Below are 14,266 nucleotides of genomic sequence, written 5' to 3'. Positions count from 1 at the left end.
TAACTGACACGGTTACCTATATAGCTCTCGAACGGCGCGATGCGCGCCACCGATTGAGGGAGACTTTCGTCATGATCGACGTTCGACGCTTCGACAGCCTGGGCGGGGCCGACCACGGCTGGCTGAAGGCCAAACACCACTTCTCTTTCGCCAACTACTATGAGCCCAGCCGCATGAGCTGGGGCCGGCTGCGGGTCTGGAATGACGACGAGATCGCCGCCAAGTCGGGCTTTCCGCCCCATCCCCACGCGGACATGGAGATCATCACCTACGTCCGCACCGGGGCCATCACCCACCAGGATTCGATGGGCAACAAGGGCCGCACCGGGGCCGGCGACGTCCAGGTGATGAGCGCGGGCACGGGGGTTCGGCACGCCGAGTACAATCTCGAGGACGAGACCACGACCCTGTTCCAAATCTGGATCGAGACCGACAAGCGCGGGGCCCAGCCGTCCTGGGGCGCGCGGCCGTTCCCGAAGTCGGACCGGACCGGCAAGTTCCAGGTGCTGGCGTCGGGCGACGCGGCGGATGAGGCGCTGACGATCAACGCCGATGCGCGGGTGCTGGGCGCCACGCTGAAGGCGGGCGAGAGCCTGACCTATCCGCTGGGTGAACACCGGCTGGCCTATCTGGTGCCCGCCGTGGGCGAGGTCGAAGTCAACGGCGTCGCGCTGAACGCCCGCGACGGCGCGGCCATACGCGACGAGGCCACCGTCACCGTGACGGCCAAGGCCGATGCCGAACTGGTGATGGTCGACAGCCTGTAGGCCGGTCGAAACGGCGGCGGGGGGCCTTGCCTTCCCCGCCGCCGGAGCCGATCTTGGAGAGACCGTTTTCAGAGGAAACGCTCTCCCATGTCCGTATCCGATCCCGTCGTCATCGTCGCCTTCGCCCGCACGCCCATGGGCGGCTTCCAGGGCGCATTCTCGGGCGTGAAGGCGACGGAGCTTGGCGCTACGGCGGTCAAGGCGGCGGTCGAGCGGTCCGGCGTCGATCCCGACAAGATCGACCAGATCTACATGGGCTGCGTCCTGCCCGCCGGCCTGGGCCAGGCCCCGGCGCGCCAGGCGGCCCTGGGCGCCGGCCTGCCTCGCTCAATCGAGGCGACGACCCTTAACAAGATGTGCGGCTCGGGCCTGCAGGCCGTCATGATGGCCTCCGACGCCCTGACCGCAGGTTCGGCCGACGTCATCGTGGCCGGCGGCATGGAGAGCATGACCGGCGCGCCCTTCCTGATGAACAAGCACCGAGCCGGCGCCCGCATCGGCCACGACGTCATCATCGACAGCATGATGATGGACGGGCTGGAGGACGCCTATGACGCCGGCAAGCCGATGGGATCCTTCGCCGAGGACACGGCCCGCAGCTATCAGTTCACGCGCGAGGCCCAGGACGCCTATGCGATCGAAAGCCTGACGCGGGCCAATGCGGCCATCGCCTCGGGCGCCTTCGCCGCCGAGATCACGCCGGTCGAGGTGCAGACCCGCAAGGGCGCCGTGACCGTCAGCGAGGACGAACAGCCCGGCAAGGCCATGCCCGAGAAGATCCCGGGCCTGAAGCCCGCCTTCGCCAAGGACGGCACCATCACCGCCGCCTCCTCCGCGTCGATCAGCGACGGCGCCGCCGCCCTCGTCATGACGCGCGAGAGCGTCGCGAAGGCGATGAACCTGCCCATCGTCGCCCGCATCGTCAGCCACGCCGCCCACGCCCACGAGCCGGGCCTGTTCACCACCGCCCCCGTGCCGGCGATGCAGAAGGCGCTGAAGAAGGCCGGCTGGGCGGTCGAGGACGTGGACCTGTGGGAGGTCAACGAGGCCTTCGCCGTGGTGCCGATGATCGCCATGCAGGAGCTGGGCATCGATCACGCCAGGCTGAACGTGAACGGCGGCGCGACGGCGTTGGGGCATCCCATCGGCGCGTCCGGCGCGCGGGTGCTGACAACGCTGATCGCGGCGTTGCAGGCGCGGGGCGGGACCAAGGGCGTGGCCAGCCTGTGCATCGGCGGCGGAGAAGCGGTGGCCGTGGCGGTGGAGCTGGCCTGACTGTCCCTACCCTCTCCCAGAGGGAGAGGGCTTGAGGCTCCAAGGGCGTAGCGATTGGCAAGCCGAAAGGGTGAGGGGTGGGCGGCTGACAGGACAGGGCGATCCCCTCACCCTTTGACGCTTCGCGCCGCCCTTCGGGTCGCGCAAAGACTGATTGCCTCCAGCTCTCAGGCGCTCAAGCCCTCTCCCTTTGAGAGAGGGACGCTACGTCTTAGCCCCGTACCGCAACCGGCTGAGCAACTCTCCCACCTTGCGGGCCGGCGCGTCGAAGTCCTTGCCGGCCTTCCACTTCTCGAAGCTCATGACGTTGTCGATGCGGGCCGCGACGTAGGCGTCGGCAGCCTCGGGGCCGTCGAACAGGCGCAGGGTCATGGCCGGGCCGATGATGCCCGAGAGGATCAGCCGCTTGGTGTAGTGGTTCCAGTCGCTGGCCGTATCGCCAGCCCAGCGCCACAGCTGGTCGGCGGTGGCCCAGGTTAGGGTCGCGCCCAGATCGGCGTTGGTCGGCAGGTGCAGGAAGCCGGACAGGCGCCGGGTCGCCTCACGGTCCGCGTCGGTCGCCTCCAGGCGAGCGTCGACGGCGCGGGCGATGCGCTCGCGGATTTTCAGGGTCGCGGGATCGATTTCGGCCAGGGTGGCCATGGCGCGGGCGTCGTGACGCCGCCACAAGAGGGCGATCAGGTCGCGGGCGCCGTTGGGCAGCAGCAGCTCCTCGTCACCGAGGCTCAGGCCTTCGGCGGCGCAGGCGGCGCGAACCAGACGGCGGTTCCAGCCGAGGACCGCAACCCGCTCGAGCGCGCGATCCAGCACGCGCTGTTCCATATCGTCGGCCCAGTCGGGCTCAGCGTTGGGAATGGACTGGGTCGTCGGCATGGGCGCAACATAGTCCCGTCAAGGCGCCCATGCGAGCAGGCTTTCCGTCACGCCGCCGTATGGACAGGCTGGGGTCGTTCGTATAATAGCGCGCCTTCGCTCGCGGGCCTTCTCGTGGGCTGCGGATTCGTTTTGTCTGCCCGTCTTCCCTGAGAGGGACGCGGCGGGCGGCCAAAGGAGAGTTGAACCTGGTACAGATTTTCGTTCGCGATAATAACGTCGATCAAGCGCTCAAAGCCCTCAAGAAGAAGATGCAACGCGAAGGCAGCTTCCGTGAAATGAAGCGCCACGTGCACTACGAGAAGCCCTCGGAGAAGCGCGCCCGCCAGAAGGCCGAGGCCGTGCGCCGCGCCCGCAAGCTGGCCCGCAAGCGCGCCCAGCGCGAAGGCCTGCTGCCGGCTCCGAAGCCCCGGGTTCCGGGCGGTGGGGGCGGCGGCAACCGGTAACACCGGGTCGTACGACTGAAGAATTTGAAAGGGCCGCTCCGAAAGGGGCGGCCCTTTTGCTTTGGGCTGCGGCGGCGGGGGCCAGGCGGCTCGGTCGGATCCCTGCTCTCACCCACGACGCAAAACCCTCTCCCAGAGGGAGAGGGCTTGAGGCTCCAAGAGCGGAGCGATTGGCTAAGCCGAAAGGGTGAGGGGACAGCCCTGTCCTGTTAGCCGCCCACCCCTCACCCTTTCGCACAAAACTGATCGCCTCCGGCTCTCAGGTGCTCAAGCCCTCTCCGTCCGGGAGAGGGAAAGTTCATTCATACCCGTGGGCGGCTTCGTTGATGACCTGGCTGGGCATGTTGGAGAAGTCGATGGCGACGGGCTGGGCCGCCTTCATCTGGAAGGTGCGGATAACGTGGGTCATGCGGCGGCGGACTTCGCGTTCGGCCTCCGTCTGCCGGTCGAAGTTCAAGGGCGACAGGCAGAAGTCGATGATGGCGTCGGTGGATGTGATCGGTTGCATGGTCAGTCTCCCTATTCGGCGGCGATGAACTGGGCGGTCTCGGTCGAGGCGCCCATGGCGGTGGTCGAGGACTGGCCGTTCGAGATGACGGTGGCGACCTGGTCGAAGTAGCCGGTGCCAACCTCGCGCTGGTGGCGCGTGGCGGTGTAGCCGGCGGCCTCATTGGCGAACTCGCGCTGCTGAAGCTCGGAGTAAGCCGCCATGCCCCCGTCGCGGTAACCGTCCGCCAGCTCGAACATCGCGTTGTTCAGGCTGTGGAAGCCGGCCAGGGTCACGAACTGGAACTTGTAGCCCATGGCGCCCAGCTCGCGCTGGAACTTGGCGATGGTCGCGTCGTCCAGCTTGGCCTTCCAGTTGAAGGAGGGCGAGCAGTTGTAGGCCATCAGCTTGCCGGGGTGCTCCTTCTGGATCGCCTCGGCGAAGCGGCGCGCATCGTCCAGATCCGGGTGGCTGGTCTCCCACCACAGGACGTCGGCGATGCTGGCGTAGGACAGGCCCCGCGCGATGCAGTGATCCAGCCCCGTGCCGGCCTTCAGGCGGAAGAAGCCCTCGGGCGTGCGGTTCTCGCGCTCGATGAAGGGCTGGTCCCGTTCGTCGATGTCGCTGGTGATCAGCTGGGCCGATTCGGCGTCCGTCCGGGCCACCGTCAGCGTCGGCGCGCCCATGACGTCGGCGGCCAGGCGCGCGGCGATCAGGTTGCGTTCGTGCGCCTGGGTCGGGATCAGAACCTTGCCGCCCAAGTGGCCGCACTTTTTCTCACTGGCCAGCTGGTCCTCGAAGTGGACGCCCGCAGCGCCCGCTTCGATGAAGGCCTTCATGATCTCGAAGCTGTTCAGAGGCCCGCCGAACCCGGCCTCGGCGTCGGCGACGATGGGGACGAACCAGTCACGCTTGGCGCCGCCCTCGGCGTGCTCGATCTGGTCGGCGCGCTGCAGGGTGCGGTTGATGCGGCGGCACAGCTCGGGCGCGGCGTTGGCCGGGTACAGCGACTGGTCCGGGTACATGGCCCCGGCCGTATTGGCGTCCGCCGCCACCTGCCAGCCCGACAGATAGATGGCCTTCAGTCCCGCCCGGACCATCTGCATCGCCTGGTTGCCGGTGACGGCGCCCAGGGCGTTCACGAACGGCTCGCCGTGCAGCAGCGCCCACAGGCGGTTGGCGCCGCGCTCGGCCAGCGTATGCGTGATCGGGACCGAGCCGCGCAGGCGCAGGACGTCGTCCGGCGTGTAAGGGCGCTCAATGCCGTCAAAGCGGCCGGTGGGGGCGGGGACCAGATCGGCGAAGGTCGTCATGGCGGTGGGTCCTGAAAGGATCTTCGATCCGGACAGGAAACACGGGCCCGTCACAATTGATACGGACAAGCTGGTGAGGATCGAGCAAAACAGTCACATCGTGACACTTGCTTAAGCGTCATGATGTGACACTGTCTGCCCATGGATGCGGATCGCAAACTGTTTCTGGGCGGGCGGCTGAAGCGGCTCCGGCGCGAGCTGGGGCTGAGCCAGACGGCGATGGCCGCCGACCTGACGGTCTCGCCCAGCTATCTGAATCACATCGAGCGCAACCAGCGGCCGGTGTCGGCGCAACTGCTGCTGCGCCTGGCCGAGACCTACGACGTAGACCTGCGCGCGTTCGGCCAGGCGGGCGGCGTGGCGTCGGAGGCGGCGCTAGCCGAGGTGTTCGCCGATCCGCTGTTCGCGGGCGTTGCCCCGCCGCGCCACGAGGTGATGCAGCTGGCCGAGGACCAACCGGCGGTGGCTGATGCGGTGCTGAAACTGTACCGCGCCTTCGCCGAACGGCGGGCGCGGGCCAATGTCGAGGCGGGCGCGGCGCCGGACGACAGCCCGGCCGACTGGGTGCGCGACTACATCCAGGCCCGCGCCAACCACTTCCCCGAACTCGACGCACTGGGTGAAACCCTGGCCGAGGCGCTGGCGGCCGCCACGCCCGGCGAACCGTTCGAGACCCGCGCTCGCGCCCGGTTGTCGGAGCGACACGGTTTGAGCGTGCGCACGCTGCCCGCCGAAGTCATGGTGGAATGGACGCGGCGGTTCGATCCGCACCGTCGCCGGCTGCTGCTGTCGGACACGCTGGGACCTGCGTCGCGCGCGTTCGCCGTCGCCTATCAGTTGGCCATGGCCGAGCACGAGGCCGAGCTGAACGCCCTGCGCGACGCGGCCGCGCCACCGGATGGAGCGACCGGCCGGTTGCTGAAGGTGGCGCTGTGCAACACCTTGGCGGCGGCCATCCTGATGCCGTACGGCGCGTTCCAGGCTGCGGCCGAGGCGTCCGGCTATGACCTGTCGCGGCTCCAGGCTCGCTTCGGCGTCAGCTTCGAACAGGCCGCGCACCGCCTGACCACGCTCTCACGCCCGACCGCGCGGGGCGTGCCCTTCTTCCTGATGCGGGTGGATCAGGCGGGCAATGTGTCCAAGCGCTTCGCCTCCGCCCGCTTCCCCTTCGCCCGGTTCGGCGGCGCCTGCGGGCGGTGGCGGCTGCACAGTGCGTTCCGCACGCCCGGCCGTGTGCTGACGCAGATCATCGAGACGCCGGACGGCGGGCGCTGGTTCACCCTGGCCCGAACGATCGAGCGTCAGGGCCGCGACGGCTACGGCGAGCCGGACGACCTGGCCATCGGCCTGGGCTGCGAGCTGAAGCACGCGCGCAAGCTGGTCTATGCGCGGGGGCTGGATCTGAACGATCCAGAGGTGACGCCGATCGGTCCGGCCTGCGCGCTGTGCCACCGCCATCCGTGCGCCGAGCGCGCCGCCGCGCCGTTCGACCGGCCGCTGTCGGTCGATGACTGGGCCAAGTCGATCAGCCCCTTCCCCTTCGCCGGAAACTAACGGCGAAGTTGAGCGCCACCAGCAGAATCGTCCTTAACTTAGATTAACCAGCAACCTTGGCGTGTTTTTTCGGTTGATTGCTCGAGGAGATACGACCTCAGGCAGTTAATACAGGAGCTGAAAATGGGACTGCTGAACAATCTGCTGTTCGCCCAGACGGGCCTGGGCAACGCCTACGCCGATCCGCACACCATCTACAGAGATGTGCTGGGTGATGGCGGCGCGCTGGGCGGTGCGACCAGCCTGAACCTGGACCAGGTCGGCGAGGCCCTGGTGGGGTCGGGCGGCGTGGTCGACGAGCTGTTCGCCGGCGACGCGCTGGGCGTGAACCATCTGCTGGCGCAGGACACGCTGATCGGCGGCATTGTGGCTGACATCGATCCCTTCGGCTGAGGGCGGCCGGGTCGAGGCGCGGACGCCCCTGCAACCGCGCCTCGCCCATCGTCCGCCTCGCCGTCCTTCGCGCCAGGGTTCCCCTGGTGCGACCTTCCGCCACCCGCACCTGCCCCAAAGTCGCCCCACCGATCCTTAGAACGCCGGTCATCGCGCTGGCGGCCCCGGTCTGTCGCGCTTCCATCCCCTTAGCGCTCAAGACGGAGACGCCGCCGAATGCGACGCGTTGCGCCGACCCCTCGTTCGATCCTGATCCACACCGGCCAGAGCGTCGCGCTGGTGACCGCCGCCCTGCTGGCCATGGCCGCCTCACCCGTGACGCTGCCGGCGGAGGCCAGCGTCGCGCCCGTCGACGCGCCGATCCAGGCCGTGGCTGCGCCTGCCGGGCCGGTGCTGCGCCAGATCGTCTTCGATGCGCCGGTGCGCCAGCACGCGATCAACTCCAACTTCGGTGCGCGCGAACTGGCCGGCGAAGGCCGCGTGCGGATGCACAAGGGTGTGGACATCGCCGCCCCGACCGGCACCGGCGTCTTCGCCGCCGCCGAGGGCGTGGTGCTGCGCGCCGGCTATGACGCGGGCGGATACGGCAACTTCATCGAGGTTCGTCACCCCAACGGCATGACGACCCTTTACGGCCATCTGAGCCGCGTGGACGTCGGCTCCGGCATGGAGATCGTGGCGGACCAGCGCATCGGCCTGGTCGGCTCCACCGGCTATTCCACGGGCCCGCACCTGCATTTCGAAGTGCGGCGCAAGGGCGTGCAGATCAATCCGACGCGCGTGCTGGGGCGCACCTTCTCGGTTCGCGCGGCCTGACGCCTCACCGGCGCCGTTTCGACTGGCGGCGCAGACCGGCCCCTTGCTAGGCTGGCTCCAAGAATAGGGGGAGGCGACATGCCGGCAGCGTTGACGCTGGATGGCCTGAGCAAGCGTTACGGCGAGTTCCAGGCGGTTCGTGATCTCAGCTTCGAGGTGGAGAAGGGCTCCATTTGCGGCTTCCTGGGGCCGAACGGGGCGGGCAAGACCTCCACCATCCGCATGATCCTGGGCCTGCAGCCGGCCACGAGCGGCCGCGTGACCATCCTGGGCGCCGACGACGGCCGCAAGGTGCGCAACCGCATCGGTTTCCTGCCCGAGGAGCGCGGCCTCTACCGCAAGATGACGCCGGTGGACGCCATCGCCTTCTTCGGCTCGCTGAAGGGCCTGCCGTCCGCCGAGGGCCGCCGCCGCGCCAAGCTGATGCTGGAAGAACAGGGCCTGGGCCCCTCGCAGAAAAAGAAGATGAAGGACCTGTCCAAGGGCATGGCCCAGAAGGTCCAGTTGATCGCCTCTGTGGTGCACAAGCCGGAGTTCGTGATCCTCGACGAACCCTTCTCGGGCCTTGATCCGGTGAACCAGCAGGGGCTGGAGGCGATGATCCGGGGCCTCGCCGCCGACGGCGCCACGGTCCTGTTCTCCACCCACGTCATGCAGCACGCCGAGCGTCTGTGCGACAAGGTCGTGCTGCTGGCGCGCGGCCAGAAGGCGTTCGAGGGCACGGTCGATCAGGCCCGCGCGACCGCGCCCCGCTGGCTGGAGCTGGAGGGCGCCATCCTGGCCGCCGCCGTCGCCCGCCTGCCGGGCGTGGCGGATGTCGAGGTGCTGTCGGACCACGACAATGTGCGCGTGCTGAAGGCCGCGATGACGCCGACCGGCTCGGGCCAGGAGGCGCTGAAGGCGGCTTTCCTGGGCGGGCTGGACGTGCGCCGCTTCGCCCTGAAGGAGCCGACGCTGCACGACGCTTTCATCAGCCTGACGGGCACGCCGCCTTCCGAAGTGTTGGCCACGCCGGAGGTCGCGCAATGAACCGCACCCTGCTGATCGCGCGCCGTGAATACATGGCCTACGCCCGCACCGTTGGCTTCTGGCTGTCGCTGCTGGCTTTCCCCGCCTTCGCCGTCATCGGCGGGGCGGTGCCGCTGCTGATCCGATCGTCAGAGCCGGTGCGCGCGGTGGCCATCGTCGAGGAAGGCCCGCAGGCGACAGGTCTGGCGCAGGCCGTGCGCGACGCGCTGGCCAACGAGGCGGAGCGCCGTCAGGAACGGGCGCGCGAGGCCGCCGAAAGGGCCGCCGAAGCCACGCCCGCCGGGACCAATCCGGCGGCGGGGGCCGGCGCGGCGCAAGGCGCCCTGTCATCCCTGTCCAAGCCCAAGATGCGCCTGGTCGCGGCGCCCGCCGACATCGCCACGTCCGCGCCCGGGCCGGATCAGGACGCCGCCGTGCGCCGCCATCTGGGCGACGACGCGCCGCAGCCGCTGAACGCGGTCGTCTTTTTGACCCGCGACGCCGCGGGCAAGCCGTCCGCCCGCGTCTGGACCGACCGCGCGACGGACGACACGGTGGAAGACTTCGTGCGTGACGCCCTGGCCGCCAACAACCGCAAGGCCGTGTTCGAGGCCGCCGGCATCGACGCCCAGGTGGTCGAGGCGACCGAGGATTTCCGCCCCACCGTGCAGGCGTTCTCGCCGCAGTCGGCGGGCGGCGGCCAAGTGTCGTTCCGCGACAAGCTGCCGTCGATCATCGGTCTGGCCTCCGGCTTCCTGCTGTGGTCGCTGATCATCACCGGCGCCTCCATCCTGCTGAACAGCGTGATGGAAGAGAAGTCGAACAAGATCCTGGAAGTGCTGCTGTCCTCGGCCTCGGCGACCGAAATCCTGACGGGCAAGGTGGTCGGCGTGGCGCTGGTCACCCTGACCATGCTGGGCGGATGGGGCCTGATCGGCGCCTTGGCGCTGGCGAACTTCGCCCCGACGCAGGCGGCCATGGTGGGCGACATCCTGTGGGGCGGCGGCATGCTGGCCTGGTTCGTGGCCTTCATGGTCGGCGGCTACATGATGTACGCGGTGCTGTTCGCCGCCATCGGCAGCTTCTGCGAGACGCCGCGCGACGCACAGACCCTGATGGGCCCGATCATGATGATCCTGGTGGTGCCGATGATCACCATGCAGATGGCGCTTCAGACGCCCGATGCGCCGGTCATCAAGATCCTGTCCTGGATTCCGCTGTTCACGCCGTTCCTGATGATCGCGCGCATGCCGTCGGACCCGCCGACGATCGAGGTGATCGGCGCCATGGCGGGCATGTTCGCGTTCGCCCTGTTCATGGTGTGGATCGCCGGCCGGGCGTTCCGGGCCGGCGCGTTGTCGGACGTGAAGCTGAGCTGGAAGAGCTTCGGCGCGGCGGTGAAGGGCGGCGGGCGGTAGGCCTGCCGCTTTCGCGAGAGAGGCCTTACGCCGCCAACGGCTGCGCGGCGCGCAGGGCGCTCATGGGGTCGGCGACCAGCGCGATCAGGTCTTCGGCCGAGAACGGCTTGGACAGATGGCCGTCGGCGCCGGCGGCATGGCCCGCCGCGACGTGTTCGGGCAGGGCGTTGGCGGTCAGCATCACCAGAGGCGTGCGGGCCAGGCCGAGCACGTCCTCGTGCCGGCGGATTTCCTGCGTCGCCGTCAGGCCGTCCATGACCGGCATCTGCATGTCCATCAGGACCAGATCGAACGGCTGCTGACGGAAGGCCGCGACCGCCTCGGCACCGTTCTCGACGATGGTCAGATCCAGGTCGAAGGGCTGGAGGATCAGTTCAACCACGCGGCGGTTGGTCGGGTGGTCGTCGGCGAGCAGGACGCGCGTCGTGCCCTGCGAGGCCTCCATCGCTTCGGCGTGGACGACGGGCGCGGGCGCCTCGGCGGCGCGGAACGGCAAGGTCAGGAAGAAGGTCGATCCGCCGCCCAGCTGGCTTTCGCAATCCAGTGCGCCGCCCATCATCAGGCTGAGCTGCTGGCAGATGGCCAGGCCCAGGCCCGACCCGCCGTACTGGCGCGTGATGGCGCCGTCGGCCTGCTCGAAGCGGCCGAAGAGGCGCGACTTCTGGTCTTCTGTGAAGCCGATGCCGGTGTCCTGGACGGCGAAACGCAGCGTGGCGCCCTCGGCCGCCTCGATCCGCTCGACCGTCAGGCTGACCAGGCCGTGGCTGGTGAACTTGACCGCGTTGGAGATCAGGTTGGTCAGCACCTGCTTGACCCGGACGATGTCGCCGCGAATCCAGCCGCGGGCGTCCGGCGCGATCTGGACAAAGAACTGCAGACCCTTTTCGCGCGCCGTGGCGGCGTACAGGTGCGCCGCCTCCTCGACCGCCTCGCCCAGGTCGAAGGCTTCGTCGGCGATGTCCAGCCGACCGGACTCGACACGGGCCAGGTCGAGAATGTCGCTGAGCAACGCCTTCAGGGTGTGGCTGGAGGACTGGATCAGATCAAGCATCTGGCGTTGGTTCACGTCCAGGTCGGTGCGGGCCAGCGCCTGGGACAGGCCGATCACGCCGTTCAGGGGCGTGCGGATCTCATGGCTCATATTGGCCAGGAACAGGCTCTTGGCGTGGTTGGCCGCCTCGGCCGCGTCGCGCGCCTCGGCCAGGGCGATGGCGTCGCGCTTCATAGGGGTGATGTCGGTGGAGACCGTCACCGTGCCGCCCCGGCTGGAACGGCGATCCTTGACCCGCAGCCAGCGGCCGTCGGACAGTTGCTGTTCGAAATCGCTGTCGCCGCTCGCGCGCAGGGCCAGACGTCGCGCCAGCCATTCCTCTTCGCGACCAAGAGCCTCGCCGTAGAGATCCTGCCCCATGCCGACGCGGACCAAATCCTCGAAACGAATGCCGCGACGCAGGTGAGGCGCCACCTCGGGGTTCACCTCGGCGTAGCGGTCGTTCCAGATCATCAGCCGGTCGTTCTTGTCATAGAAGCCCAGACCGTCGGGCATGGCCGCGATGGCCTGATGCAGTTGGCCCATGGCGCTGAGACGCATCCAGGCGCTGACGGCCGTGCCCGCCGCGCCGAAGACGATGATCAGGGCCAGGCCGCCGGCGACGCCGGTCAGGAGGACCGTGTTGGAGACGCCCTGCCCGGCGTCCGTCACCACCGGGGTGTTGAGGCCGCTCATGGCCACGAAGTGGAGGACGCAGATCGCCAGAACGGCCAGGCCGACCACGGTCGGCGCGCGCCAGCGCTCAAGCCGGGAGGCGCAGGCGGCGGCGGCGGCCAGGGCCATGCCGCCCCAGACGGCCACGCCGACGTCGTGGAAATGCCAGCTGAGGGGGCGGTCGGTGGCGACGGCGTACATGCCGACGAAATGCATGGCGCAGACGCCGCCCATGAAGGTCAGGGCGCCCAGCACCCGCCACGGCCAGCCGGAACCGGCGCGAGCGACGGCGACGCCCAGCAAGGCGCCGCCGACGATGATGACAAAGGAGGCGACGGTCAGAGCCGCGTCGTAGTTCAGGTTCAGGTCCGGCCGATATCCGACCATGGCCAGGAAGTGGGTGCACCAGACCGCCAGGGCGGCTAGTGCGGCGCCGAACGCCAGGCCGCGCCGCCGACGGGGACCGGCGGGGCTGCGCATCGCTTCGCCCAGCCGTTCGTAGGCCAGAGCCAGGCCGCCCAGGCACACGACAGCAGCGGCCAGGACCAGCCGCAGGTCGTGTTCAGCGCTAAGACAGTAGATCAGATCGCCCAAGCAAACCCCCTTGGCAGGCGGGCCGACCGTTAAGGGAGGAACATGAAGAAAACGTCTGTTGTGTCGTCTAAACGCCGCAAGCAGGCGGTATCAGAGACGAATCGCGCGACACGAGAATCGCCGCGCAGCCAGAGATATATGTCCGAAACCGCCCCCTCCCCCGTTGCGCCGTCCTCCCTCTCACCGCTGTGGCGCGCGTGGGGCGTCGAGGTCATCGTGGCCCTGGTGCTGGGCGTCCTGGCCCTGGTCTGGCCGGAGCGCGCGTCGTGGTTCATCGCCGCGGCGGTGACGGTCCTGGCGCTGGGCGGCGTCGCGCGCATGCGGATGCGACCCCTGGCGGAAGCGGCGTCGGCGACGGCCGTCGAAGCCGTCGTGGACGCCCCGACGGTGCTGGAGGAGGCGCTGGAGGTCATGGACGACCCGGTGCTGATCGTCGCCGGCGAGGATCCCGACTATCTGACGCGGCGACGCATCCTGTTCGCGAACCGGGCCGCGCGCGAGTTGATGCGGATACCCAAGGAAGGCGCCCTGCTGCTGACGGCCGTGCGCGACCCCGACGTGCTGGAGGCCGTCGACGAGGCGCTTTTCGGCGGGCTGGAGCGGGTCGTCGAGTTCGCGCCGGGCGGGGTGCAGGACCGCCGCTGGCGCGCGCGCACGCGGCCGCTGCCGGACGCGCAGGGATCGCGGGCCCTGCTGGTGCTGCGTGACGAGACCGAAGCGCGGCGAATGGAGCAGATGCGCGTCGACTTCCTGGCCAACGCCAGCCACGAACTGCGTACGCCGCTGGCGTCGCTGTCAGGCTTCATCGAGACGCTGCGCGGTCACGCCAAGGACGATCCGATCGCGCGCGACCGGTTCCTGGACATCATGGCGACCCAGGCTGACCGGATGGCGCGGCTGGTCGCGGACCTGCTGTCGCTGAGCCGCATCGAGCTGAACGAACACATCCCGCCGTCGGGCCGCACCGCCCTGGATCGCGCCGCGGCGGACGTGATCGATGCGGTCAGTCCGCTCTCCGGCGCCAAGGGCGTCGAAATCAGACTGGATGCGCCGGCGCGCGTGACGGTGCTGGGGGATCGGGACGAGATCATTCAGGTCGTCCAGAACCTGGTCGACAACGCCATCAAATATTCGCCCGCGCCCGGCGTGGTCGAAGTGTCGGTGCGCGGCGGCCTGGGCCCGGACGAGACGGCGCCGGCCGCGATCGAGGGCAACCGCCTGCCGCTGCTGACGCCCGACCGCGAGGCCGGCGTGCGCTACGCCGCCGTCACCATCCGCGACCGGGGGCCCGGCATGGCCCGCGAAAGCTTGCCGCGACTGACCGAGCGGTTCTTCCGCGTCGAGGGCCAGAAGAGCGGCGAACGCTCGGGCACCGGGCTGGGCCTGGCCATCGTCAAGCACATCCTGAACCGCCACCGCGGCGGTCTGGCGGTCGAGAGCAAGCCGGGCGGCGGCACGGTGTTCACCGCCTGGTTACCGATGGCGGACGAGCGCGCGAAGGACCCGCCTGCGCTGTAACAGAACTGTCACCAAAGCGTCGCAGAGCGCTGACCAATCGCGGGCAAAGAGCGCCATCGGCGAGCGCCGATCACGAGTCGGTCCCTCCCCGATAGAGTT

13 protein-coding genes are annotated in these 14,266 nt (G+C 69.0%); 9 read left to right on the top strand and 4 right to left on the bottom strand.

The window, feature by feature from the left end:
* The first annotated feature begins 71 nt into the window (after nucleotides 1-71).
* The gene (locus ASG17_RS06270) at nucleotides 72-767 is read left to right on the top strand and encodes a pirin family protein (protein WP_056100658.1); all 696 of its coding nucleotides are present in this window, start codon (nucleotides 72-74) and stop codon (nucleotides 765-767) included.
* Between the two features lie 87 nt (nucleotides 768-854).
* On the top strand, nucleotides 855-2,042 hold the full coding sequence (locus ASG17_RS06265; RefSeq protein ID WP_056100655.1) for an acetyl-CoA C-acyltransferase: 1,188 nt from the start codon (nucleotides 855-857) through the stop codon (nucleotides 2,040-2,042).
* A gap of 204 nt (nucleotides 2,043-2,246) precedes the next feature.
* On the opposite strand, the gene ASG17_RS06260 is transcribed toward ASG17_RS06265, so the two are convergent.
* On the bottom strand, nucleotides 2,247-2,915 hold the full coding sequence (locus tag ASG17_RS06260; RefSeq protein ID WP_056100653.1) for a COQ9 family protein: 669 nt from the start codon (nucleotides 2,913-2,915) through the stop codon (nucleotides 2,247-2,249).
* A gap of 188 nt (nucleotides 2,916-3,103) precedes the next feature.
* Here ASG17_RS06260 and rpsU point away from each other — a divergent pair, with 188 nt between their 5' ends.
* Nucleotides 3,104-3,361 (top strand): 30S ribosomal protein S21, encoded by a 258-nt coding sequence (gene rpsU / locus ASG17_RS06255; RefSeq protein ID WP_156367823.1) that lies wholly within the window; start codon nucleotides 3,104-3,106, stop codon nucleotides 3,359-3,361.
* 298 nt (nucleotides 3,362-3,659) lie between these two features.
* On the opposite strand, the gene ASG17_RS06250 is transcribed toward rpsU, so the two are convergent.
* Together ASG17_RS06250 and aceA are read right to left on the bottom strand one after the other, a co-directional pair.
* Entirely contained in the window at nucleotides 3,660-3,869 is a 210-nt protein-coding gene (locus ASG17_RS06250) for a hypothetical protein (protein ID WP_056100647.1), read from the bottom strand.
* A gap of 11 nt (nucleotides 3,870-3,880) precedes the next feature.
* The gene (gene aceA / locus ASG17_RS06245; RefSeq protein WP_056100645.1) at nucleotides 3,881-5,161 is read right to left on the bottom strand and encodes an isocitrate lyase; all 1,281 of its coding nucleotides are present in this window, start codon (nucleotides 5,159-5,161) and stop codon (nucleotides 3,881-3,883) included.
* A gap of 141 nt (nucleotides 5,162-5,302) precedes the next feature.
* Between aceA and ASG17_RS06240 the strand changes: the two genes are divergently transcribed.
* From ASG17_RS06240 to ASG17_RS06220, 5 genes are all read left to right on the top strand, one after another.
* Entirely contained in the window at nucleotides 5,303-6,715 is a 1,413-nt protein-coding gene (locus ASG17_RS06240; RefSeq protein WP_056100642.1) for a short-chain fatty acyl-CoA regulator family protein, read from the top strand.
* A 123-nt stretch (nucleotides 6,716-6,838) separates the two neighbouring features.
* A complete protein-coding gene (locus tag ASG17_RS06235; protein ID WP_056100639.1) occupies nucleotides 6,839-7,108 on the top strand; it encodes a hypothetical protein in 270 nt (89 codons plus the stop codon).
* A 216-nt stretch (nucleotides 7,109-7,324) separates the two neighbouring features.
* Nucleotides 7,325-7,924: a M23 family metallopeptidase gene (locus tag ASG17_RS06230; RefSeq protein ID WP_056100636.1), complete on the top strand. Its 600-nt coding sequence runs from the start codon at nucleotides 7,325-7,327 to the stop codon at nucleotides 7,922-7,924.
* A 78-nt stretch (nucleotides 7,925-8,002) separates the two neighbouring features.
* Complete coding sequence (locus ASG17_RS06225; RefSeq protein ID WP_056100632.1) at nucleotides 8,003-8,953, top strand: ABC transporter ATP-binding protein; 951 nt, start codon at nucleotides 8,003-8,005, stop codon at nucleotides 8,951-8,953.
* Nucleotides 8,950-10,350 carry an ABC transporter permease gene (locus ASG17_RS06220; protein WP_056100629.1) on the top strand — a complete coding sequence of 467 codons (1,401 nt, stop codon included), beginning with the start codon at nucleotides 8,950-8,952 and terminating at the stop codon, nucleotides 10,348-10,350. The genes ASG17_RS06225 and ASG17_RS06220 overlap by 4 nt, the downstream gene beginning before the upstream one ends.
* Before the next feature lie 25 nt (nucleotides 10,351-10,375).
* On the opposite strand, the gene ASG17_RS06215 is transcribed toward ASG17_RS06220, so the two are convergent.
* A complete protein-coding gene (locus ASG17_RS06215) occupies nucleotides 10,376-12,649 on the bottom strand; it encodes an ATP-binding protein (RefSeq protein WP_156367749.1) in 2,274 nt (757 codons plus the stop codon).
* A 138-nt stretch (nucleotides 12,650-12,787) separates the two neighbouring features.
* Here ASG17_RS06215 and ASG17_RS06210 point away from each other — a divergent pair, with 138 nt between their 5' ends.
* Nucleotides 12,788-14,167, top strand: coding sequence for an ATP-binding protein (locus ASG17_RS06210; protein WP_056100627.1), 1,380 nt, complete (start codon nucleotides 12,788-12,790; stop codon nucleotides 14,165-14,167).
* The last annotated feature ends 99 nt before the right edge of the window (nucleotides 14,168-14,266 follow it).

Origin of the sequence: Brevundimonas sp. Leaf363, assembly GCF_001424025.1 — a bacterium.
Taxonomy (GTDB): Bacteria; Pseudomonadota; Alphaproteobacteria; order Caulobacterales; family Caulobacteraceae; genus Brevundimonas.
This window is presented reverse-complemented; position numbering and strand designations above follow the sequence as displayed.

Excerpts from the sequence above, each read along its gene's own strand:
- ASG17_RS06260 (WP_056100653.1), bottom strand. The coding sequence starts at position 2,915 with ATGCCGACGACCCAGTCCATTCCCAACGCTGAGCCCGACTGGGCCGAC.
- ASG17_RS06270 (WP_056100658.1), top strand. The coding sequence starts at position 72 with ATGATCGACGTTCGACGCTTCGACAGCCTGGGCGGGGCCGACCACGGC.
- ASG17_RS06210 (WP_056100627.1), top strand. The coding sequence starts at position 12,788 with ATGTCCGAAACCGCCCCCTCCCCCGTTGCGCCGTCCTCCCTCTCACCG.
- ASG17_RS06250 (WP_056100647.1), bottom strand. The coding sequence starts at position 3,869 with ATGCAACCGATCACATCCACCGACGCCATCATCGACTTCTGCCTGTCG.
- aceA (WP_056100645.1), bottom strand. The coding sequence starts at position 5,161 with ATGACGACCTTCGCCGATCTGGTCCCCGCCCCCACCGGCCGCTTTGAC.
- ASG17_RS06235 (WP_056100639.1), top strand. The coding sequence starts at position 6,839 with ATGGGACTGCTGAACAATCTGCTGTTCGCCCAGACGGGCCTGGGCAAC.
- ASG17_RS06225 (WP_056100632.1), top strand. The coding sequence starts at position 8,003 with ATGCCGGCAGCGTTGACGCTGGATGGCCTGAGCAAGCGTTACGGCGAG.
- ASG17_RS06230 (WP_056100636.1), top strand. The coding sequence starts at position 7,325 with ATGCGACGCGTTGCGCCGACCCCTCGTTCGATCCTGATCCACACCGGC.
- ASG17_RS06220 (WP_056100629.1), top strand. The coding sequence starts at position 8,950 with ATGAACCGCACCCTGCTGATCGCGCGCCGTGAATACATGGCCTACGCC.
- ASG17_RS06240 (WP_056100642.1), top strand. The coding sequence starts at position 5,303 with ATGGATGCGGATCGCAAACTGTTTCTGGGCGGGCGGCTGAAGCGGCTC.
- ASG17_RS06265 (WP_056100655.1), top strand. The coding sequence starts at position 855 with ATGTCCGTATCCGATCCCGTCGTCATCGTCGCCTTCGCCCGCACGCCC.